The organism is Methylobacterium sp. R2-1 (assembly GCF_014191355.1).
GTDB lineage: Bacteria > Pseudomonadota > Alphaproteobacteria > Rhizobiales > Beijerinckiaceae > Methylobacterium.
The window spans coordinates 139,479-160,688 of the sequence record NZ_JACHWM010000009.1 but is presented as its reverse complement, the minus strand read 5'-3'; the positions used below and the strand labels follow the sequence as shown (position 1 = coordinate 160,688).

The 21,210-nt window shown below is 63.3% G+C and carries 21 protein-coding genes and 1 pseudogene; 7 read left to right on the top strand and 15 right to left on the bottom strand.

What is annotated here, in order from left to right:
- Positions 1–21: 21 nt before the first annotated feature.
- The 4 genes from FHU13_RS14390 to FHU13_RS14375 form a co-directional block, all read right to left on the bottom strand.
- Positions 22–834: a universal stress protein gene (locus tag FHU13_RS14390; protein ID WP_183436556.1), complete on the bottom strand. Its 813-nt coding sequence runs from the start codon at positions 832–834 to the stop codon at positions 22–24.
- A 230-nt stretch (positions 835–1,064) separates the two neighbouring features.
- Positions 1,065–1,541, bottom strand: coding sequence for an Hsp20/alpha crystallin family protein (locus tag FHU13_RS14385; RefSeq protein ID WP_183436555.1), 477 nt, complete (start codon positions 1,539–1,541; stop codon positions 1,065–1,067).
- A gap of 438 nt (positions 1,542–1,979) precedes the next feature.
- On the bottom strand, positions 1,980–2,396 hold the full coding sequence (locus FHU13_RS14380) for a hypothetical protein (RefSeq protein ID WP_183436554.1): 417 nt from the start codon (positions 2,394–2,396) through the stop codon (positions 1,980–1,982).
- A 128-nt stretch (positions 2,397–2,524) separates the two neighbouring features.
- Entirely contained in the window at positions 2,525–2,788 is a 264-nt protein-coding gene (locus FHU13_RS14375) for a hypothetical protein (protein ID WP_183436553.1), read from the bottom strand.
- Between the two features lie 274 nt (positions 2,789–3,062).
- On the opposite strand from FHU13_RS14375, the gene FHU13_RS14370 reads away from it, so the two are divergent.
- Positions 3,063–3,344, top strand: coding sequence for a hypothetical protein (locus FHU13_RS14370; RefSeq protein WP_183436552.1), 282 nt, complete (start codon positions 3,063–3,065; stop codon positions 3,342–3,344).
- A gap of 79 nt (positions 3,345–3,423) precedes the next feature.
- Here FHU13_RS14370 and FHU13_RS14365 read toward each other — a convergent pair whose 3' ends face one another.
- Complete coding sequence (locus FHU13_RS14365) at positions 3,424–4,173, bottom strand: Crp/Fnr family transcriptional regulator (RefSeq protein WP_183436551.1); 750 nt, start codon at positions 4,171–4,173, stop codon at positions 3,424–3,426.
- A complete protein-coding gene (locus FHU13_RS14360; RefSeq protein ID WP_183436550.1) occupies positions 4,170–4,550 on the bottom strand; it encodes a hypothetical protein in 381 nt (126 codons plus the stop codon). Before FHU13_RS14360 ends, FHU13_RS14365 begins: the two co-directional genes overlap by 4 nt.
- Before the next feature lie 354 nt (positions 4,551–4,904).
- Here FHU13_RS14360 and FHU13_RS14355 point away from each other — a divergent pair, with 354 nt between their 5' ends.
- Complete coding sequence (locus tag FHU13_RS14355; protein ID WP_183436549.1) at positions 4,905–5,132, top strand: DUF6894 family protein; 228 nt, start codon at positions 4,905–4,907, stop codon at positions 5,130–5,132.
- Positions 5,133–5,327: 195 nt separating this feature from the next.
- On the opposite strand, the gene FHU13_RS14350 is transcribed toward FHU13_RS14355, so the two are convergent.
- From FHU13_RS14350 to FHU13_RS14315, 8 genes are all read right to left on the bottom strand, one after another.
- Positions 5,328–5,813: a four-helix bundle copper-binding protein gene (locus tag FHU13_RS14350; RefSeq protein ID WP_183436548.1), complete on the bottom strand. Its 486-nt coding sequence runs from the start codon at positions 5,811–5,813 to the stop codon at positions 5,328–5,330.
- A 221-nt stretch (positions 5,814–6,034) separates the two neighbouring features.
- Positions 6,035–6,787, bottom strand: a complete 753-nt coding sequence (locus FHU13_RS14345) for a bifunctional 2-polyprenyl-6-hydroxyphenol methylase/3-demethylubiquinol 3-O-methyltransferase UbiG (protein WP_183436547.1) — start codon at positions 6,785–6,787, stop codon at positions 6,035–6,037.
- Complete coding sequence (locus FHU13_RS27765) at positions 6,784–7,290, bottom strand: N-acetyltransferase (protein ID WP_183436546.1); 507 nt, start codon at positions 7,288–7,290, stop codon at positions 6,784–6,786. The genes FHU13_RS14345 and FHU13_RS27765 overlap by 4 nt, the downstream gene beginning before the upstream one ends.
- Positions 7,287–8,243: a hypothetical protein gene (locus FHU13_RS14335; protein WP_183436545.1), complete on the bottom strand. Its 957-nt coding sequence runs from the start codon at positions 8,241–8,243 to the stop codon at positions 7,287–7,289. Before FHU13_RS14335 ends, FHU13_RS27765 begins: the two co-directional genes overlap by 4 nt.
- Before the next feature lie 10 nt (positions 8,244–8,253).
- On the bottom strand, positions 8,254–9,216 hold the full coding sequence (locus FHU13_RS14330) for a glycosylase (RefSeq protein WP_183436544.1): 963 nt from the start codon (positions 9,214–9,216) through the stop codon (positions 8,254–8,256).
- Entirely contained in the window at positions 9,150–9,941 is a 792-nt protein-coding gene (locus tag FHU13_RS14325; protein ID WP_210287645.1) for a WbqC family protein, read from the bottom strand. The genes FHU13_RS14330 and FHU13_RS14325 overlap by 67 nt, the downstream gene beginning before the upstream one ends.
- On the bottom strand, positions 9,938–11,215 hold the full coding sequence (locus FHU13_RS14320; protein ID WP_183436543.1) for a DegT/DnrJ/EryC1/StrS aminotransferase family protein: 1,278 nt from the start codon (positions 11,213–11,215) through the stop codon (positions 9,938–9,940). The genes FHU13_RS14325 and FHU13_RS14320 overlap by 4 nt, the downstream gene beginning before the upstream one ends.
- Positions 11,196–13,349, bottom strand: coding sequence for a tetratricopeptide repeat protein (locus FHU13_RS14315; protein WP_183436542.1), 2,154 nt, complete (start codon positions 13,347–13,349; stop codon positions 11,196–11,198). Before FHU13_RS14315 ends, FHU13_RS14320 begins: the two co-directional genes overlap by 20 nt.
- A 345-nt stretch (positions 13,350–13,694) precedes the next feature.
- Here FHU13_RS14315 and FHU13_RS14310 point away from each other — a divergent pair, with 345 nt between their 5' ends.
- Positions 13,695–15,002, top strand: a complete 1,308-nt coding sequence (locus tag FHU13_RS14310; RefSeq protein ID WP_183436541.1) for a tyrosine-type recombinase/integrase — start codon at positions 13,695–13,697, stop codon at positions 15,000–15,002.
- Positions 15,003–15,178: 176 nt separating this feature from the next.
- On the opposite strand, the pseudogene FHU13_RS28590 reads toward FHU13_RS14310, so the two are convergent.
- Positions 15,179–15,520: pseudogene (locus FHU13_RS28590) on the bottom strand (IS3 family transposase); the annotation flags it as partial.
- 319 nt (positions 15,521–15,839) lie between these two features.
- Here FHU13_RS28590 and FHU13_RS14300 point away from each other — a divergent pair.
- The 4 genes from FHU13_RS14300 (at position 15,840) to FHU13_RS14285 (ending at position 20,856) form a co-directional block, all read left to right on the top strand.
- Positions 15,840–16,214 (top strand): hypothetical protein, encoded by a 375-nt coding sequence (locus FHU13_RS14300; RefSeq protein WP_183436540.1) that lies wholly within the window; start codon positions 15,840–15,842, stop codon positions 16,212–16,214.
- A gap of 43 nt (positions 16,215–16,257) precedes the next feature.
- Positions 16,258–19,047, top strand: coding sequence for an ATP-binding protein (locus FHU13_RS14295; RefSeq protein ID WP_183436539.1), 2,790 nt, complete (start codon positions 16,258–16,260; stop codon positions 19,045–19,047).
- 243 nt (positions 19,048–19,290) lie between these two features.
- Entirely contained in the window at positions 19,291–20,244 is a 954-nt protein-coding gene (locus tag FHU13_RS14290; RefSeq protein WP_183436538.1) for a hypothetical protein, read from the top strand.
- A gap of 66 nt (positions 20,245–20,310) precedes the next feature.
- Positions 20,311–20,856, top strand: coding sequence for a recombinase family protein (locus FHU13_RS14285; RefSeq protein WP_183436537.1), 546 nt, complete (start codon positions 20,311–20,313; stop codon positions 20,854–20,856).
- The last annotated feature ends 354 nt before the right edge of the window (positions 20,857–21,210 follow it).

The window sequence follows — 21,210 nt, the reverse complement described above, 5'->3', positions numbered from 1 at the left end:
GGCTCCGGGCCGGATGTCGGGTCAATGGCTCATCAGGCAGCAGACCGGCGCGCCGGCCAGCAGGTCGCGCGTGACGCCGCCGAAGACCCACTCGCGCAGGCGCCCATGGCCGTAGGCGCCGAGGACGATCAGGTCGGCGGCCTGCTCGGACGCCGCCTCGACCAGCGCATGGGAGGTCGTGTCGCCTCCGGTCTCCCAGCGCGTCGCCGTGGCGTCGATGTCGTGGGCCTGGAGGAACCCGACGACATCCGTCGCATCGTCGGTGCCCTGCCCTTCATCGATGGACACCACGATGACCCGCGAGGCCCGCGACAGGAACGGGAGTGCGTCCCTGACCGCGCGGCGAGCTTCGCGGGTGTTCTTCCATCCGATCACGACCCGCCGGGCGTCGAGGTGATCGATGCCGGGCGGTACCACAAGGATGGGCCGTCCGAGATGCATGACGAGATCGCCGGGATCGACCGAGAACAGCAGGGGACCGGGCGGCGCCTTGCGACCGACGACCACGAGGTCGGCCGCCGCGGCCTGTCCGATCAGAAACGGCAGCGGAAAGTCGAGATTCGAGCGCCACTCGACGCGGCTGCGCCCGCCTGCCGCCGCCTCGAAGGCGGCATGGGCGCGTTTGAGATCGTTCAGGATGATCTCGTTGTTGGCGGTCAGCGCGTAGGCGCTCGCCGGGATCGGACCGACCGGCGGGACGGCATAAGACGCCTCCTCTGCCGCGACGCCGATCAGCCGGGCGCGGAATTCGTCGGCGAGGTGGCCGGCGAGGTGTACGCGCTCGCGCGCCTCTGCTGCGAGATCGACGGCCACCATGATGCTGGCATAGGACATGGAAGAACTCCTGCCGCCCGAGGTTGACGATTGGCGCCCGCCGCGGCCGGTGTTTCGGCCCCGTGCCGGCGAAAGCCTCCTGTTTTTACGTCACCGTTTCCGAAAGCCGGCAGCCACCTTTCGGGATGATGCGAGGCACTGCGGCCGGGCGGAGCTTGATTCCGCGCAAAGGGTCCGGCCCGCATCGAAAGTCCCTGTCCGCGCGGCCGAGGTCAGCGTCCGAGCGGGACTTAAGGCGCCTTGATGTCGATGCGCTTCGGCTCAGGCGGCGTCAGCGCGGCCTTGGGCAGCGTCACCGTCAGGACCCCCTTGTCCATGCTGGCCTGGATATCCTCGGCCTTGATGCCGACGGGCAGCTCCAGGCTGCGCACGAAGGCGCCGTAACTGCGTTCCGTGACCTTGCGGGCGCCCTCGGTCTGCTCCTTCTCCTGCCGCTTCTCGCCGCTGATGACGAGGGTGTCGTCGGCGAGTTCGACCTTGACGTCGTCCCGCGTGAGCCCCGGCAGCTCGGCGGTGATCTCGACCTTCCCATCCTTCTCGACGACATCCATGCGCGGGACCGCGCCGCTCTGAAAGAGCGGGAGGCCGAGGCGGAGATCGCCGAGCACCTGCTCCACGAGAGGATGCGAGGGGAGCGCCATGGCTCCCGGATCGACCGAGGGGGTGTGGGAGCGGTGGCCGAGCGTGAGGAGCGATTTGAGATTCATGATCATCTCCCGTCAGGCGGCTGCTGTCGGCCGCACGGGAGAGTCTGCTGCCCCGGCGCCGTCTCGGCGTTGAGGTGGATCAAGCGGAAACGATCATGACGTCGTTCCGAGCCCCCTCCTGGGCCTACCGTCACGAATGCCGGACGTCACGGGTCGGGCCGCTGCCCCGTCCCGTTCCGTGCTGAAGGCGTCGCATCCCCTTCCGCGACGCGGGATCAGGCCGCCGGTTCCTCGAGCCAGGATTGGGGAACCGGCTACGCACCGACGGTCCGGCCCCAGAGGGTGGCGCCGACCTCGGTCTCCCGCGGCAGGAAGCCGAACCGGCGCTTGAAAGGCGTCACGAAACGTCCGCTGCCCGGGTCGCGCCTCCTCGGACTGCGGCGGCACAGCGAACGTTTCGTGAGTCCGAGGTGAGCATCCCCCGAAGGCGGGCGCGGCCTATTCCGGAAGCAGGTCCGCGTCGGGCGTGCTCTCGACCTCAACGGCCGCGGGAGCGGCGGGTGCGCGTGGTGCGGAGGATGGGGCCGACGGCATCATCGCCGCGCCGGAGGCGACGAGACCAGCCAGCATCCGCAAGTCTGTCGGCTGGCGCGGATCATCGGCCACGCGCTCGGCATCCACCTGAAGCCGCAGGTTGCAGGCTTTCGGGGCCAGCGCGCCGTCGGGCGTGCAGGCGTCGTGGCGGGCGCAGGCCGCGTCCAGCGCATCGACGGGTGCCGCGGGTGCCTTGTTGCCGGGCCCGCAATAATTGCCGTGTAGCAGCACGGGTGAGCCTTCCACCGCGGCTGCAGGCCGGCTGAGCGCGGGCACCGTCAAGCCGGTAAGCAGAATGAGAGGAAGAATCGAACGCTTCATCGGAAGGCGTATCTCCTGTCGTCGATCGAAAGCGGGCGCGGGTACCGTCCCGGTGCTGCCCGGTCGTGCCGAGAGCGTGGCGACCAGTGCGAAGAGGGGAGCGACGATGGATCGTCGCTCAGCAGCCCTCAGCGAAGGCTCGCGGAGCGCCGCCCGGCTGAGGAGGCCATCCCCTCGTCGAAGGCGGCCCGGCAACCGGGGCTGAGGCTCACCCGCTGAGCCTTCATGCAACTCACGATCCGGCCGCGGTCGGGGATCGATGTCAGGCACAGGCGCATGACGTCGTCGCGGCAGAGAGCAGCCTGCTCCTCCTCGCCGGCTCGCACGCTGGCTGTGCCGGTGGCCGAGAAGGCGATCAGAGCCAGCGCCGTGCGGGTTCCGATCTTCATCATCGAACGTCTCCTGTCTCCTGCCGGCCGAGCATCCGCTTCCGGCCAAGGTCCGACGGTGAACGCCAGGACATGTCGGCTCGTTCCTTGAGCCGGCACGGAGGATGGCATGAGGCTTGTCCACCCTATCCGCCGGCGATGGATGAGATCATGCATCTTTATGGTAATGTAGTACTTATGCCAATATGAAATAATATTAAAATTATCTAAGAGATTTATTTTTGAACTACCTATTGTGATGGGGTTTTACGATGAGGTTGTTCTAGGGAGATCGCTCATGAACAAAATTCACACCGTTTGTTTTGCCTCGCTGCTTCTGGTCGGCAGCCTCGGTGCCGCATTCTCGCAGGGGACGTCCGGTCAGGGCACGTCTCAGCAACCGTCCGCACCTTCCGGTACGTCTCGCGCCGGAACGGCGGGCGAGATGCAGAAGGGCGACGCGATGAAGGCCGGGGAGATGGGGGGCGGCTCGGGGAATACGGGCGTGCCGGGGACGTCACCCGCCGCGGAAGGCAACAAGAACCAGGATTCGCGCACCACGAAGTCACGCGACCGCTGAGGCGGGTTCCCTGCGGCCCGAGCGCTTCCGCCGCGTCATGGCCATCGACCGGGGTCGTCCGATCCGGACGGCTCCGGCCTCAGGCCGCGGTCGGCATCTCGCGGTGCAGGTAGTTCGGCCGGAACTCGGCCATCTCCATGAGGCGTGCCAAGTCGCACAGCGTCAGGCGCTTGCCCTTGCGCTCGATCAGCCCCGCACGCCTGAGTTCACCCAGCGAACGGTTCACGTGCACGCTGGTCATGCCGGTGGTATCGGCAAGGTCGAGTTGGGTGATCGGCAGGTCGTAGCTGTTGCCGCAGGTCAGACCCACCGCGCGCATGCGCACGAGCAACTCGCAGAACAGGTGGGCGAGGCGCTCCACGGCGGAACGCCGACCGAGATTCATGATCCACTCGCGCAAGATCGCCTCGTCGACGATGGCGGCCCTGTGCAGGCCACGAGCCAGGGCGGGGCGCGAACGCAGATCCCGACTGGCCTCGGGTGCGATCCGCGCGACGCGACAGGTGGTGAGCGTGCCGATGGCGTGATCCATCCGGTTCAGGACCGAGATATCAAGGTCGCAGACATCCCCAGGAATGAGGTAGGCCATGATCTGGCGCGCACCGTTCTCCCGCAGCTTGTAACGGCAGGCGAAGCCCTCCGTGATCGCGAGCATGCCCTCTGGCCGATCGCCCTCGCGGATCAGGTCCGTGCCCGCCGGAACCAGCCGCGTTCCTGCCTCGCACATCGCCAGCGCGGCCGCGTCCGCCTCCTCAAGCCTGCTGAAACCTTGCAGCTTGCGCAGGACGGGCCCGCTCATCGCCGCCCCACCGCCCGGTAAGACTTTCATGGTGCCCGTCCTGCCTGAGCGGCCAGTTCATCCATTGCGTGGATGACGTCGCGGGACCAAGCCGGCTTCGGCAGGCGCGGCGCAACGGCGAAACCCCGGAACGGACCCGCTGCCCCGCTCGCGGCGCAGATGACGAAGGGGACGCCGCGGCGTCGAAGGGTACGCGCAAGCCGTGGTCCGGCATCGTCCGCCGTCGCGAGATCGAGAACCGCCCGGGCCGGGTTCGGGCGCACGAGCCATCGCTGCGCCTCCGCCGTCGTCCAGGCCGGTTCGCTGACGCGGTAGCCCGCACCCGCCAAGGCATCCGCCAGATCCAGACCGGCGATGGAGTTGGTCTGAACCAGCAGGACGACGTCTCTCCGGTCCGGCTCAGTCATGCTCGTTCTCGAAACGTGAAGGTCCTGAGCCGCCGTGAGTTGAGCGACGCAGCGTTCCCCTGTGCTTTCGCCGACCGCCCGCTGCACCAGCGTGGTCAAGGAGACACAACTGATGATCGGGAAGGTTCTGCGGCACTCTATGCGCCGATTCAGCGGCATGTAAGCCGGCCTGAGGCTTGGGTGCGGTTTCCGACATTGAAACATTTGTTATAGTTATGCCGGACAGCGATATTGCCAATTGGTATCGAAGGTCGCCCACGCCGCCGCACCGGGAGGTGATCGCTTTCGGGTTGACGAGGTGCGGTCCGCTTGATGCGGCGATCACTTTTCAGCGACGAAATCAGGGGGGAAGCCATGGCTGGCTGCAGCCCCGGCGCATCGGAGGCGGACCATACGCGAGGTGCGAAGGCGCGTGATGCCGCGCTACTTTTCCATCTGCGCTACGGCTCCGACAGGCTCGTCCCCGATCCGGAGGGCGAGATCCTGCCGGGTCCCGATGCGGCGCACGCCCAGGCTCCGATGGCAGCCCAGCACCTGATCGCACACCCCCATTCCGGCGGCGTCCGCAACCGGCTCGTCTGAGCCTTGGAGATCATCGACGAGGCGGGTTTATCCGTCCTCACCGTGCCGTTCGGTGGCGCCCGCCCGAACGGTGCTGGCCGGCGCTGATGGAGGGCTTTCGTCTCACCGTCGCTGACGATCCCTGATGGGAGCCAGATTTTCATTCTGCGCCGTCTTTTTCCCCGGAAGCCGACGGTCACCTTGCGAGACGAGGCTCTATACCGCTTTCCGGCACTCGGCCGTGCAGGTCCGGCACGCCTCGCGGCAGGAGCGACACGCGGCGATTTCGGGGAACTTGGCGCATTCGGTCTCGCAGGCCGCGCAGATGTCGGCCACCGCTCTGGCCATGGCGCGGGTGTGGGGCGAGTTCACCGCCGCGAGCGTCTCCAGTGCCGTACAGGCATGCACGAGGTCGTAGGTCGCCCGCATGCAGGCGGCCATGGTCGTATCCTTTATCGACAGCATGCCGAAGCAGTGGCCCAGGCAGTCGTTGCCGGTGGAAACGCAGCGGGCGCTCGCCTCCTTCAGCGCCGCGAACGGAGCCGGATGGTCGGAGTGGCCGCTGGCGCTGCCGTGATCGTGCCCATGATCCTGTCCGTGAGCCCGACCATGATCGTGGTCGGCCGCCTGGGCACGCACCGCAGCCCCGGAAACCAAGCCGGCCACCGCACCCAGTGCCCCGACGAAGTCCCGACGTTCCATCCCGCTCATCCCGCATACGCGCATCCGGCCGCGCCCTGCAGGCGGTCATCGGCCGATGCGAGCATCCTACAGTTCCGTGATGGCCGGCGAAGCCGTTCTGCGGAAGATGTGATCGGGAGATGGGAGAGGCTCGGCCCGGGGACGCGGCACCGGACGCTCTCGGTGCCTGTCTCGGCCTCATCCATTCAGACAGGCCGGCAGCCCGCTTTCGGTACGATGCACTATCTGTTCGGCGAACCCCGCTCGCAGACGAGATAGATACTTGCGCAGAGATCCGGGTAGAGCTGTCCCAGGGCGTAGCAGCCGTCGAGATAGGCTGGCGAGACGATGTCGGTCTTCAGCAGTGCATCCCACTGGAAGTTCGCCAGCGCCTTGAAGAAGACGCCGGAACGGTGAATCACCCTGAGGCCCGCGGCGGCCGCGTCGCGTTCGAGGGTGTCGAGACTGTAGGTGCAGCGGTGGCCGTGCTGCCGCTCCGCCTCGGTGACGGCGGCGTTGTGGGAGATCAAGCCCATCTTCACCGCAATCTGGCGGGACGGAGCGTTGGCGTTCGGGCAGGCCAGCAGCAGGCGTCCGCCCTCCGAGAGCCATTCCGCGTTGACGCGCCTCAGCACTCCGACCGGGTCGTCGAGATGTTCGAGCACGTGGGTGAGGATGATCGTGTCGTAGCGGGCGGGCAGCGCGACCGCCTCGAAGGTCGCGTGGACGTACTTGACGCTCTCGCCGAGCCGTCCTCGTGCCGCGTCGATCGCATCGCCCGAGGCCTCGACGCAGGTGATGTCGTCGAAGAACGGCGTCAGGCGTCGGGTGAAGTCGCCGCGGAAGCTGCCGAGTTCGAGCAGTCGGCCGGGACGGAAGAACGGCTCGAAGGCGCGCACCATGTATTTGTGCATCACATCGAGATCGAAGTCGTAGGCGTAGCGGTGGCCTTCCACGTCCTGCGTCTCACGGTCGAAGTCGCGCCCCGCACTCATGATCTGGCCTCCCTGCCTCGGTCCTGTGATGTCGCGCCCTTGTCTGCACCGGGACGCGGCGCCGCCAAGTCGAGCGAGAGGTGCAGCGTCGTGCCGTCCCGCCCGTCCTCGGCGAAGCCGAGCCGATGATAGAGGCCGAGGGCGGCCGCCTCGCGATCGACGCTCAGCGCGATCCGCGCGAAGCTGAGCCCGCGGGTATGGGCGATCGCTGCCGCGAGCAGCCGCCCCCCCAGCCCTTCCCGTGTTCGCTCCGGCACGACGCTGACGCTCGTCACGAAGGCGCAGATGCGGGCCGGATCGTTGCAATAGACCGCCACCAGACCGATCAGCGCCGGGCCGTCCCAAGCCTCGAACCGTTCGGCGCGCGCGGCGAGTTTGGCGGCGTAGTTGGGGACCGCTACCCGCCGGTCGAGCGGTGGCGTGAAGGTCTTCGCGCAGGCGATCAGGTGGGCCTGCACATCCTCCGCCCGGGAGCGGTTTTGCGCGAAGGCCGCGGCGGTCACGGTTCGAGCCGTGCCGCGCCGAAGCCGAAGCGGCCGAAGGCATTGCCGTTGTAGAGGAGATAGGTCGCGCCCTCACAGGTGAAGACGTGGGGGTAGCACTGCATCTCCGCGTCCCATTCGCCGGGCGTTCCGGCGATGGACAGCATCGCGTCGTCCCGTGTCCAGTCCACGAGGTCGTCAGACCACGCGTGACCGATCCGGTAGCCGCGGCCGGAATCGGTGCGAAAGCCGATTTGCTCCCGGTAGCAGAACACCATGTGCCGGCGGGCGCCGCGGTCGAACACGCAGGGAAGCGCCTGTGCCTCCTCCGGGCCGAGCCGGTCGGCGACGATCCGGCGGCCCTCCTCCTTGTTCCAATGGATGCCGTCCGCCGAGGTGGCATGCCCGATCTTGTAGACCCGCTCCGGCGCCGTGCCGGCACCGGCGGCGCTCCAGGCGGTGCCGAAGATGTACCACATGTGGAACAGGCCATCGATCGTGCGCACGAACCCGTCGGCGACGAGGAACGGCTCGTTGAGCGTGGCGGAGAGAACCGGTCCCGACCCGAACCGCTCGAAGGTCAACCCGTCGTCCCGGCTGACGGCGAGCCCGATGCCGGTCTCCACCGGCACGGAGACGCGCCGGCTCCAGCCCGTCGTGTAGCCGTAGACGAGATCGTCATGGCGCAGCACGTTCATCGGGAAGATGCCGTGCTCGTCGAAGGTGCCGAGGTCGCCTGCGGCGATGACCGGCCGCTGCGCGACGCCGAGCACCGCACCCAGGTCTTTGCGCATGTCCACGAAGGCGACATGGCTAAGATACTGCCCGTCCGGCTCGCGGCTGCGGGTCGAGAAGAAGATCCGCACCCGGTCCGCGAGGACGAGGGCTTGGGGCGATTGCGCGAACGCTCCGCCGCCGAAGGGGAGAGGGTGCGCCTGCAGATCGAAGACGAGGCCGAGCTTGTTCCAGTGCATGTCGGACCGGTCAGTCGAAGGCGCCGTCGAGTGCGGCAAGGCCGAAGCCGCCGCGGCCGACCTCGTTGCCGAGATAGGCGAGATAGGTCCGACCATCGACGGCGAAGACGTGGGGGTAGCTGATCATCTGCGCGTCCCAGCCCTCCTCCGACACGTCGATGCCGCAGCGCGCGTCATCGCGGGTCCAGTTCCGGAGATCGGTGCTCCAGGCGTAGCCGATGCGGTAACCGCGCGCGTGGCTGCGGTAGCCCTCGCTGTAGCGGTAGCAGAAATGCATGTGGTAGCGCCCGCCCGCCTCGAACACGTCCGGGCTCGCCTGGGCCTCGTCCGCCTCGATACGCGGCGGGATCAGGTCGCGGTTCGCCTTGGTCCAGGTCAGGCCGTCGGGCGAGGTCGCCATGCGGATGCGGTAGACCGGCTCGGCCCGGCCCTCGACCCGCTTCCAGACGCGGCCGGCGATGTAGAACAGGTACCACATCTCGCCGAAGCGCCGGACCTTGGGCCCGCTCATCACGAAGGGCTCGTCCGGCGTATAGGGGAGGATCGGCCCCTGCCCGAGCCGCTCGAAGCGGCGCCCGCCGTCGCGGCTGACGGCGCAGCCGATGGCCGTGTTGAAGGGAACCGAGACGCAGCGCGTCCAGCCGGCATAGTAGGCACGGACCTCGTCACCCGCCCGGATCACCGAGACCGGATAGACCCCGAACTCGTCGAAGGTGCCGGTGCCGCCGAGCGGCAGGATCGGCTCATCGGCCACCGCGCGGACCTTGAACAGGTCGCTGCGGTCGAGATCGACATAGGCGCTGTAGCTGACGTACTGGCCGTTGGCGTCGGCGTCCGGGCGGCAGGAGAAGTACATCCGTACCACGTCGTCGCAGACGAGGGCCGAGGGCGCCTGTGCGAAGGCCTTCAGCCAGGGGCGACCGCCGACGCTCGCGGGATCGAAGACGCGGCCGAGCTTGCGCCAGCGGGGCACGGGGCATCCTCCCCCTCGATGAGATCGTAGCCGCCGGCCAGAACGGCCGCGAGCTCGGATCGCGGGTTGAACATCAGCACGTCGAGGATCGACAGCCACGGCACGAAGGGGTGGGGCCCCTGCGAATAGACGAAGGGGCGGGCCCGCAGGAAGCGTAAAGCGATCCCCCGCTGCGCGAAGGCGGCCGGATCGTAGAGGGTCGTGCCGCCGATCGGGTTGACGTAGGTCGCGGCTCCGAGCCGTTCGCAGAGATCGATCACCCGATCCTGCCGCCGCAGGTCGGTCGCGCCCTCGATCGCGGAGGCGGTTCGGATCGGCGTGGCGATGGAGAGATGCGCGCAGGTCCGCAGCAACCCGTGCCGCAGGTGGTCGAACAGGTCGGTGCCGGCATAGCCCAGAACCTCCTCGACGAGCGGCATCGTCTCGCGCCGATGGGGCGCGTGACGATAGGCCTGGGCGATCTGGGCGCAGAGCCGGTCCGGCTCGAATTCCGCCGCGACGCGCCGATCGCGGATGTCGAGATGGTCCGAATCCTTTTCCAGCGGCAGCGTGAAGGTCACCGGCGCGCCGTCGCGCAGGAAGCGGTTGCGGTTGATCCAGCCCTTCTTGGTGTACTTCACCGTGTCGTAGATCACGAACTGATCGACGGCGGCGATGAGCTGGAAGTAGCCGATATAGGGGAAAAGGTACGGCTGCATGATCGCGGCCGTGACGGGCGTCGTCATGGCCGGGCGATCCGACGGGCGACCCGCGCCACGATGGCGGGGTCGAGATCAGGATAGATCGGCAGGCAGAGTACTCGGTCGGCGGCTGCAGCCGCTACCGGCAGACCCTCCCGGCGGGCGCTGGGCAGCGCCCGGTACATCGGGAAGTCCGAGATCAGGGGGTGGAAGTAGCGCCGGGGGTGGATGCCGTCGCGCTTGAGCACCTCGTAGAGCGCATCGCGGCTGATCGGGTAATCAGACCCGACCAGGATCGGGAAATAGGCGTAGTTGGCGGCGCCTTCTGCGGCGAAGTCCAGGCAGCGGATGCCGGGAATGCCCCGCAATCCCTCGCGATAGGCTGCATCGACCGCCTGCCGGCCCGACAGCGCGGTGCCGATATGCCGGAGCTGAACGAGGCCGAGCGCCGCGTTCAACTCGCTCATCTTGCCGTTGAGCCCCACATCCGGAACCGACGTCTCGCCGTCGTGACCGAAGTTCTTGAGCTTGTCGATCCGATCCTTCATCGCTGGATCGGCGCAGACGATGGCGCCACCCTCGAAGGTGTTGAACACCTTGGTGGCGTGGAAGCTCAGGACCGAGAGGTTGCCGTGGTTCAGCACGCTTCCGCCGCGATGGTGCACGCCGAAGGCGTGGGCGGCGTCGTAGATCACCTTGAGCCCGTGCCGGGCGGCGATTTCCGCGATCGCTTCCACGTCGCAGGGCTGACCATAGCAGTGAACCGGCAGGATCGCGCTGGTGCGCGGGGTGATCGCGGCCTCGATCCGGGCGGGATCGAGATTGAGGGTCACCGGGTCGATGTCGACGAAGACGGGGGTGAGGCCGCTCCAGAGCAGGGCGTGCGAGGTCGCGACGAAGGAATAGGGCGTCGTGATCACCTCGCCCGTGAGGTCGAGGGCCCGCAGCGCCATGATCAGCGCCGTCGTCGCGTTGTTGAACAGCGCGACCTGGGGCACGCCGAGATGGTCGCGCAGGCGCGCCTCCAATTCCTTGTGGAACGGGCCGCCATTGGTCAGAATCCGCGTCTGCCAGATCTGCCGCAACAGCGGCTCGAACTCTTCGAGGGGCGGAAGGAACGGACGGGTGACGTAGACCGGATCGGCTGCGCCCTCCGACTCCGAGGCTACCTGCGGGGACGTCTCTGAGGCGGAGTCGAGGATCTGTGCGAATTCCTGCTCCAATCGGCGCAGGGTCGCCCGAACCGGAGGCTCATCCTCACGCTCGGATTGCGGGAGGCGGTCCGCCTCGTGGATCGGGTCAAGCGGCGCGGTTCGCATCGATCCAGCGCCTCCACATGGCGCGGAAGGCGTCACCGACCTCTCCGGCGAAGCGGGCATGGTCCATCAGCGGGCTGGCGAAGACGCGTTCGCGAAGCCCTGAGCGGATCGCGCGCAGGCGATCGAGATCGCTGGCGAGGGCGACGGCGCGGGCCGCATAATCCTCTGGCGTCGCGGCCGCGAATTCTTCGAGCCCGATCGCTCTCAGGGCGGCGATGCCCGTGCGCGCTGCCGCGTGAGTGCCTGCCAGGACGATCAGGGGAACGCCCATGGCAAGCGTGTCGCAACTCGTCGTGCCGCCGTTATAGGGGAAGGAATCGAGGGCGATGTCGATCTCGTGGTAGAGCGCGTAGTAGCCGCTGGTGACGCGCGGATGCAGGCGCACCCGGTCGAGCGGCAGCCCGGCGCGCGACAGGCGGGCCTCGACCTGAGCCCGGATCTCCGGCGAGTTCACGTCGGCGGCGACCATGAACAGGCGTGCGTCGGGTAGCGCTCGTAGGATGTCGGCCCAGGTTTCCAGCGCCCGATCTCCGATCTTCTCGAAGCGGTTCATCGTGCCAAAGGTGACGAAGCCGTTATCTTCGAAGGGCGCGTGCGCACGCACCGGCGGGATGTCACCGGGCGCCTCGTAGGTGGCCGACACGCCCGGCAGCCGCCACACCGTCTCGGTGTGCAGCGTGTCCGACAAGCCGGGCTCGTCGTGGCCGAAATCGCTCAAGCGGTAGTCCATGGCGCGCAGGCCGGTCGTCGCGGGGTGGCCGATCCACGTGACCTGAACCGGCGCCGGCTTGCGGGCGAAGATGAGCAACCGGTGACCAGCACTGTGGCCCGACAGATCGACCAGGATGTCGATGGCGTCGGCCTCGATCAGGTCGGCGGCCGCGTCGTCGTCCAGGGCGGCGATGTTGTGCCAGCCGTCGAAGAGCGGGCGCAGGCGCGCCGAGACCCCGTCCTCCCCGGCCTGGGTCATGTAGGCGCGCGTCTCGAACCGCGTCCGGTCGAAGTGGCGCAGGAACGGCTCGATGAACCGGGCGACGGCATGGGTGCAGAGATCGCCCGAGACGAACCCGACCCGCAGGCGCCGGTCGGGATCGCGGTCGTTGGCGAAGGGGCGCCGCCGCAGGAGAGGGTCGGCGAGGCGCGTGCCGAAGCTCCGGGCGTCCGCGGCGTACTCGGTCGGTGGAACCCCTTCGGCGTAGAGCTTGGCGAAGAGCCGGTTGGAATGGGCCGCGACGTTGCTCGGATCGAGGGCGAGAGCCTGGTCGAAGCTCGCGATCGCCTCGGGCAGCCGGCCGAGGCTCTTCAGGCCGCATCCGAGGTTGATGTGGGCACCGAAGAAGTTCGGGTTGAGCTCGATCGAGCGCAGCGCGTGGCTCACGGCCGACGCGTGCTGCCCGATGCGCTGGAGCACGCCGGACAGGTTCGAGTGCGCGATGGCCAGATCCGGGTCGAGCGTGATCGCCTTTTCGAGGGCCGAGATCGCGCCCGGGTAATCACCGAGCGTGATGAGGAGCGCGCCGAGGCTGCTGAAGAAGGCGGCGTTGTCGGGCTCGCGGTAGATCGCGATGCTGAGCAGGTCGTAGGCCTGCTGGTGACGGCCGCTTCGGGCGGCGGCGGCCCCCGCAAGGTGAGTCGCGTTGGCGTGGGTGTCGTCCAGGCCGATGACGAGGTCGAACAGGAGCTCGGCTGTGGGCAGATCGTTCGCGTCGTAATGCGCCCGGCCCAGGGTGAAAGCCTGATCGATGAAATCCTTGAGAACCGCGCGTGTCTCGGTGTCGGGCAGCCCCTGCCCGCGGAAGCGCTCCATGAGGGCGCGCGCCTCGCTCACCCGATTCAGCGTCAGCAGCGTGCTCGCGAGGGCGAGCCAGTAGGCTGGCCGCTCGGGCGCGGATCTGAGGGCGGCCACGAAGTGCGGCACGGCCGAGGCCGGTGCCTCGGTCCGGCTGGTGAACACCCCGAGTTCGAAATGCGCCTCGGCATGGCCGGGCGCCGCTTCGATCGCGAGTTGAAGATTGCGGCGCGCCTTCTGGAAGCGGCCGGCGGCGCGATGCGTCGCGGCCTTGGCAAGGTAGCGCTCGACCGGCTCCATGGCCGACACCCGTCCGGCCGTGCGCGTTGTACGATGTTCGAGCATGCCCGGCCTTCCTGCACCGGCCGGACGTTAGGAATTGTTTGGCTAACAGACCGTTAACGCTGCCGCTGCCGCGTCTCACTGCAGGCCGTGAACGACGAAAGCCGCCCAATGGCGGCTTCTCGTAGGTCGGTCAGTTCTTTTGATGAAACTGGAGCGGGCGAAGGGATTCGAACCCTCGACCCCAACCTTGGCAAGGGCCTCGACACTGTTCGCCAACGTTCGCTGATGTTCGCAAAAGTCTTTCTTCGACAATGACTTAGCTCTGGCATTGTGCGCCGTTGTTCGCTACGCTTCACCAGCATTTTCGCGAAACTGGCACCCCAATCGGCACCCCAAGATTACACCATGCCCCTCGCGGACACGCGCCTTAGAGCGCTTCGCCCCAACGGCACACGGTACGAGTTACCGGACCGCGACGGACTTACCCTGCGTGTCTCCCAGCGTGGGGTCATGACGTGGGCCGTGACATTCCGGGTCCAAGGAGGAGGAACAGTGGGCGGCACTCCACGAGACCGCCTGTCCGGCGACAAGCGACGAATAACACTAGGTGAGTACCCGCTCATCAGCTTGGCCGAGGCGCGCGAGAAGGCTCTCGCTGTGCGGCGGTTGGCACGCGCGGGAACGGATCCTGTCGAAACACTGCGACCGAAGCCGAAGGCGGTTGTGAGGGTCCACGAACTTATCGAGCGATACACAACGGAGCATCTGCGCCGCAACACCCGTGCCGGCGGCGACGTCGAAAAGCTGCTCGCCTTGCACATTTCGCCACGATGGGGAGACCGCGAGTTAGCGTCTATCACCCGCACAGACTTTATCGCGCTGCTTGAAGAGGTGCGCCAGCCGACCGAGACTACGGTCAAATCCAAGCGCGGAAGCTATAAAACGATACGCGGCGGTCCTGGAGCAGCCGCAGAGGTTCGCAAATGGACACGCGCTATGTTTCAGTTCGGCTTCGACGTCGAACTCCTGCCGGACAATCCGCTCGCGAACGTGCGCAACCGCGACCGCCTGAAGCCGCGTGACCGGGTGCTCAGCATGGAGGAACTGCGGACCGTATGGAAGGCGGCCTCGGCGATGCCTTACCCCTGGGGGCCGTACTTTCAGCTCATCATGCTAACCGGAGACCGGCGCGGAGAATGGGCGAATGCTCGGATTGACTGGCTGACGCCCAACCGCTCGCGTCTCGAGATTCCCGCCAGCGAGTACAAGACCGGCAAGCCGCAGGTCGTGCCGCTCAGCCGACAAGCGCGCGCTATCGTCCAAGCGCTGCCCGCACCGGAGTTCGGCCCGTACGTCCTCTCGTCTCTCGCGGGCTCACGGCCAATCTCGGACTTCAGTGGTGCAAAAGCGAAGCTCGACGCGCTGATCGCGGGCGAGCGCGAGGCGGCCCTGTCGCCGTGGGTCGTCCACGACCTGCGCCGGTCGATGGCCACGCACATGGAGCGTCTCGGCATCGCGCCGCACATCATCGAGGTCTGCCTCGGCCATACGCTAAAGGGCATCGGCGCGACCTACCGACACTATTCTTACCTCGCCGAGAAAACGGCTGCACTCCAGGTTTGGGCCGACGAGTTGGCACCTGAGCTGGTACAAGACATTATCGAGAGCAATGTGGGCGAGGTGAACCTGCTTGTCGACCAAGGGGCAGCATAGTTCGATGCCGCGGCTTTACGATCTTGAGATAGACAGCTCGGCCGGGGCGCTAGCTTGGCGCGAGCCTCTGGCGCCGGTGTCGTCGGGATTCGCAGGGACCACCGTGCTACGTCAGCATGGACTGTGATGGCTTGAATAAAATCTCCGTAGCGCCGTGGCCGCCCTACACATCCTCACTTCTGCGGGACCTTGAGCCTGCTACGAAGCCAGATGCGCTGAACCCGGTCCTTGCTCACCTGCCAGCCGGCAGCCTACAGTGGCGCGGTGACGCGGCGGTAGCCGTAGCGCCTGTATTTGGACGCCAAGGCGACGATGGCGCGGGTCAGCGCATCCTCGTCGGTCAGCGACGCCGGCACGTAGCGTGGCGTGCCAAAGATGCAGGCCGCCGCACGCTTTGCGCCAGCGATAATGACTCTGCTAGGAAATCCCGCTTCCTTGAACGCTATCGCTAAGCTCCTGTCCTGTGCCGCCTATATCCGGATATTGCGCAGCTTGAGTATCACCTGCTCCGCGCTCATCTTTGACCTCACTTCATCCTCGGCTCTTCCGATCCTGACTGATCCTCTCAAACAGTCCAGCTCAAAGCTAGCCGGTCAGATCAGACGCTGTGAGCTACGATGTCAAAACGCGGGTCGCCTAAATGCCTTTGGTCCGCCGGAGAGTCTATATGGCTGACAGGCAACTAGCATCCAGAAAGCTTCCTGAAGCGGCAGATAAAACTGCCTGAAGGAATCCGCCACCATTGAATCATGCCGGCTCGCAATCTAAAAGCGACTTACGGTCAGCGAACTACCTTATTATTTGAACGATCACGCCTCCGTCGACAAGGCTAAGTACATGCTCGCAGTCGGATCTCAGATCGAAAAGAAGGTTTCCGGAAGAGATGCAACCGAAAAAGATGTGGATGAAGCAAGAAAGATATTAAGGCTGCACCTGATTGAAACGCTGCAATTGGAGCGCGGGGCGACGCTTGCAGAAGCGCTGTCTGAACTAAAAAATCAAGCACAGCCAAACCAAGAAATAGCTGGTATAATACTGCGCTGTCTCGGCGTGCCAGATCTGATACCTAGAAGTACGGCAGAGAATCAAATCGCTAGAAGCATAGTAGAGATTTGCGAGAAATCGCTTCCCCTCGTGTCCCGATACTTTCAAGTGGAGTCAAAGAAGCAAAATCACGAAAAATACGCAATACTTATGGAGATCCATAGGTAAATATGTGAGATTCTTCTTCCGATTGCAGCCACGCCGAGTTCGCTTGACAGAATTATCAGTCATCGCCAGTCATCGCCAGTCATTACGGCAAGCACTGAATCATTCGGTCATTAAGCAATACACGGCTTTCTGTGGACACGCCCACATTTCGACTTCAATCGACGCCATATTGTCGAAATTTGCCAGCATAAACGAGCAAAATGAAAATCTTACCGGGGACCTTCAGGATGCGTTTGATACAATTGACGACGAACTTACATACTGCGATCAAAACCAAACCTTTTTAGCAGATCAGTTCTATCGTAAATTCCTGAAGGCCGCGAACCAAGCTTTAGAGGGATTCAAATCTGCGGCCCGTGGGCGATTTCTAGCATCTATAACTCCCAACCTTCCTCCGGATGGCATTGTAGAAAAGCGTCAGCCGCTGCATGAGTCTGGACGCATTATTCGTGTGTCGATCCCACTGAGAAATACCGGTCCCGCTAGGGCGCTTGGTGTTACGATCAGTATTGCCATAACTGGTGAGAGTATCGCACTAGATGCACCTTCGCAAGCAGTAGGTAGTGTCCCCCCCGGACCGTTCGCCTTTATATTCGATGCTATGGTCGTCGAGCAGGCCGAGCAAATCGATGGCCTGATGGAGATTTCCTGGTCGGAGTTTGGGCTAGCTGAGGAAAAGACTGAGATTTTTCCATTTCGCATTGTTGCTCAGAATCCTTCCATTGATTGGGAAGAGCAGGAGTTTTCTCGTCCGTATAGCTTCAATGTGGCGCGAGGCGATGAATTTATCGGAAGAAAAGATAAAGTTCGAGCCTTCGCTAATCGTATGCTTCGAACGCCGATGGAGTCGTTTTATGTTACAGGCCAAAAAAGGGTAGGAAAGACATCTCTGATATTGGCGTCGTCTGCTTTTGCGAAGTCGCATCCCCGAGGCGCAAAACTATTTGAACTTTATTTGCTGTGGGGAAACATTGCGCACGATGAGTCTAGAGCCTCGGTAGAGGAACTGGGAAAGCGGATTGCCGCTACCATTGTTGGCAGCCTTCCGCCGGGTTCCATTGTGCCCACCTTCCAATTTCGCGGGTCCCTTGCGCCACTCACAGGGCTAGTTGAGATCGCGGAGAAAATTTCGCCTCAGAACAAATATGTTATTATCATAGACGAATTTGATGAAATACATTCCGACCTTTATGTAAGTGGCATGCTCGCCGAAAGTTTATTCGGCAACCTCCGGGCCCTTACAAATTATTCAAACCTTTGTATCGTTCTTGTTGGCGGCGAAAACATGCCGTTCATAATAGATCGCCAGGGGCAAAAGCTAAACAAGCTGGCGAGTGATAGTCTCGACTATTATTCAAAAATAAGTGAATGGGACGACTTCTGCAATTTAGTGCGATTGCCGTCTAACGGTGTGTTGGAATGGCATGACGACGCTATCGAAGAAGTTTTCAGAGTAGGAAATGGAAATCCATACTTCGCTAAACTCATCTGCGCAAGCATATTTTCAAGAGCCATTGCTGAAAGAGACTCGGATATTACTTTTGATGAAGTCAGAGCTGCATATGATAGGGAAATAATTGCATCAGATACGCCATTCTTTCAGCATCTCTGGCAGGATGGTGTGCATAAGCCGATAGCTGAGCGTGAACCGGATGTCCTTCGCAGGACGCGAGCGCTCGTAGCAATTGGACGCGTTTTGCGCAGGGATGAAAAAATAACGATCGATAGTGTTTGGCGAAATCGGTATTCCGTTGCAATCAGCGAGGCTGAAGTAAGCGGAGTGCTGCTTGAGTTCACTCGAAGAAATATTCTGATTGAAAATGCAGGTGTCTTCACGTTTAGACTTCCTGTGTTTGAAGATTGGTTGAGAGAAGTCGGTGTTGCGCGGCTTGCACATGACGTTATTTCTGAAGAAATCGCACGGTCTGTCCAAGCAGAGGAGGACGCTGCATTCGTCACATCGAAGGAAATTACTGCCCTGACGGAGAATTGGCCGACCTATCAGGGCAAAAAGGTCGGGTCTGAAGAGGTTAGGACTTGGATTGAGCAAGTTGAAACGCAACGGGATCAACGGCTGCTCTTCAAGCTTCTGGCCAACATAACTTTCTATAGCGAAATCCAAGTTCGAGAGCTGTTGCGGACCGCTCATTCCGTGATTCGAAAAGCTCTGCCGCCGCCGGTCTATCGCGCCAGGGGAAACCGTCGAGATGATCTTGTCGTGTTGTATGTTGACGGCGAAGGCAAAAGCGGACAATTTTATGCGTCGAGATTTGCAGACGAAAACTCTATTTCTCCCAAAAGCATTTCATCGACTCGTGGTTTTGCCGCTTTGATGACTTCGCGATCAAAGGACGGGAAAAGCACTCATGGGATAGCGTTGATAGATGATATCATAGCCTCGGGGAGATCGTTTTCAAGAAACATCACCAACTTCATCGAGAGCAACCAGGAACTATTGCGAGAGATCAAGGTTCCCGTCATAGCATTCGCGCTTACGTCAACGGCGCAAGGTGACGGCTTCGTAAGAGACTCTTTATCGAAATATGATTGGTTAGACTGGGATCTACGTGTGGGTTCATACCTAGACAATAATTCATATGCTTTCGGTGAGAGTTCTACAATTTGGACTAATGGTGATGAATCAGACAGGGCTAAAGCGCTTGTAAGCGATCTCGGATCAAGAATTTATTTTGATCATCCCCTTGGTTTCGATGATCAGGCGCTTTTAATTGTTTTTCCGGAGACGTGCCCCAATAATACAATACCCATTATCCATAGTGGCTCTAAGCTCGGCCAGAAAAATTGGCGCCCGATTTTTAGGAGGTTGACCTGATTTCATCTGATATTGAAGGGGATATATAATATCGAGGCGGTTGTAAGTTTTGGGTATACCTCAGCGTGACGTCACTTCATGCCTCGCCTCCCACGTCACTTGCGGGTCATGAACGGCCTATGTGACGGCCAGTCGCTTGAGTTTACACCCTGGCGTGACAGCTCACGCTATCACTTGCCGTCGAACCGGTGCGTACGTTCACTGCACACATCGAACCGGCTCCGAGTTGTGGGAGGTACGAAAATGGCGGTGTCGGAGTTTCGGCGTGGGTTGCCGGCCGGGGGCCTTGCCTTCCTTCAGGCCATGCCGCCCTGGTGGCAGGATGTGCTTGCCTATCGCTTCGAAGCCGATGGGGGCATGCAACCCCTGTTGATCGCCGTGCGGGACGGCTACCTCAATGTCTACGCTGAGGGGCAGTCAGTTTTGAAGATCGGCTTCGATGTACGGCGTTCCGGGGACGTCAGGCTGCGCGGGAGGATTCACCGCAAATACGTCCAAGGGAAGGGAGCCGGTGACGGCTACCTCGGATTCGACGGCGAACATGTCACTTCGAACGATGGCAAGAAAGAGGCGCCCTACGACGGGCTGGAGACGCTGCGAAGCTGGGTTGAGGCTGCGCGAGATTGGTCAGGGGACGAGAAGAAGGGCGTAGCCGTGATCGCCCTGAACCATCCCGAGGTGATCGACGTTGAGATGGCCTTACCAGCCAACGCAGCCGTCAGTCTAACGGACAAGCGCGTTGCCAACCGAATGGACATCGTCGCGCTGGAGCGAAACGCCGCCGGGGCAGCTTCGTTGGCGTTCTATGAAGCCAAGCTGTTCTCGAACGGCGAGCTGCGGGCTCGCACTTTCAAGCCGCGAGTTCTCCAACAACTCGCCCGTTACCGCACGTACGTCTCCGCCCCCGACCGTCGTGCGCAGGTGCTAGCAGCCTACAAGGAAGCCTGTGGGCTACACATCGAGTTCGCTCGCATGCGGGGAGCCACAACATCCCCCCTCGTTGCCGAAGTCGCCGCCGGCGCACCGCTTGAAATGAATGCCGAGCCACGCCTGATCATCTTCGGCAACCGACCCGAGCAGGTCGCCGCTGGAGCGTCGTGGCATCAGCACGCGAAGGCGCTAGACGGGATCCATGTCATCCTCGTAGCGGCAGCCGGAGATGTCCGTTTAAGCGGCTCGGCGCCGAAACACACGTGATCCTTGACGCTGCCTATTGCGGGTGTGGTGTGTGGGGTGGGCCTACCAACCCTGAGGTGACACCCCATGGCCCGCATCGGCTACGCCCGCGTCAGCACCCATGACCAAGATCTCGACGTTCAACTCGCCCGGTTGAAGGCAGAGGGCTGCGGCATCATCCGGTCAGAGAAGGTGTCGGGCGGCTCTCGCGAAGGCCGCGCCGAATTGGCGACGGTCATCGAGTTCATGCGACCCGGCGACGAACTCGTGGTTACTCGCCTCGACCGGCTCGGCCGCGACACCCGAGACGTGCTCAACCTGATCCATGAGGCTGAGCAGCGTGGAGCTTCTGTCACCGTGCTCGACCCGCATGTTTCAACTCGCGGTGAGATGGGTCACATCGTTCTGACCGTGCTTGGTATGGTCGCGCAGATGGAACGGCGCTTCATCAAGGAGCGTCAGCGCGAGGGCATCGAGCGGGCGAAAGCCGAGGGAGTTTACACGGGCGGAAAACGTAGGCTCGACCGTGAGCACATCTGGTCCCTGCACGCTCAGGGCACTGGCCCGGCAGCCATCGCGCGAGCGGTCGGCTGCTCGCGCATGCAAGTCTACCGGGTGCTTCACGAGAGTTGAAAACCACACGTCGCGCACGGCCGGGATGGGTGGTGTCGCGACCATTGGCTTTAGGGCAAGCATTGGGAAAGGCAGACTTCTCCATCGTGCCCGCTTACGACCCTTTGCAGACCTACGCTCCTTGGGTCATCGTAGGCTGATGGATACCGTCTATCTACTCTGGCATGTCCGGTCTGATGATCAGCATGCGGACGACGCGAAGCTCATTGGGGTCTACCGATCTCGGGAGAGCGCGGACGCAGCCGTGTTGAGGGTGAAGGAGGGGCCGGGCTTTCGCGATCATCCTGAGGGTTTCGAGATTTCGGTCTATCCTCCCGATAAGGACCATTGGACCAGGGGCTTTGTTTCCGTTCA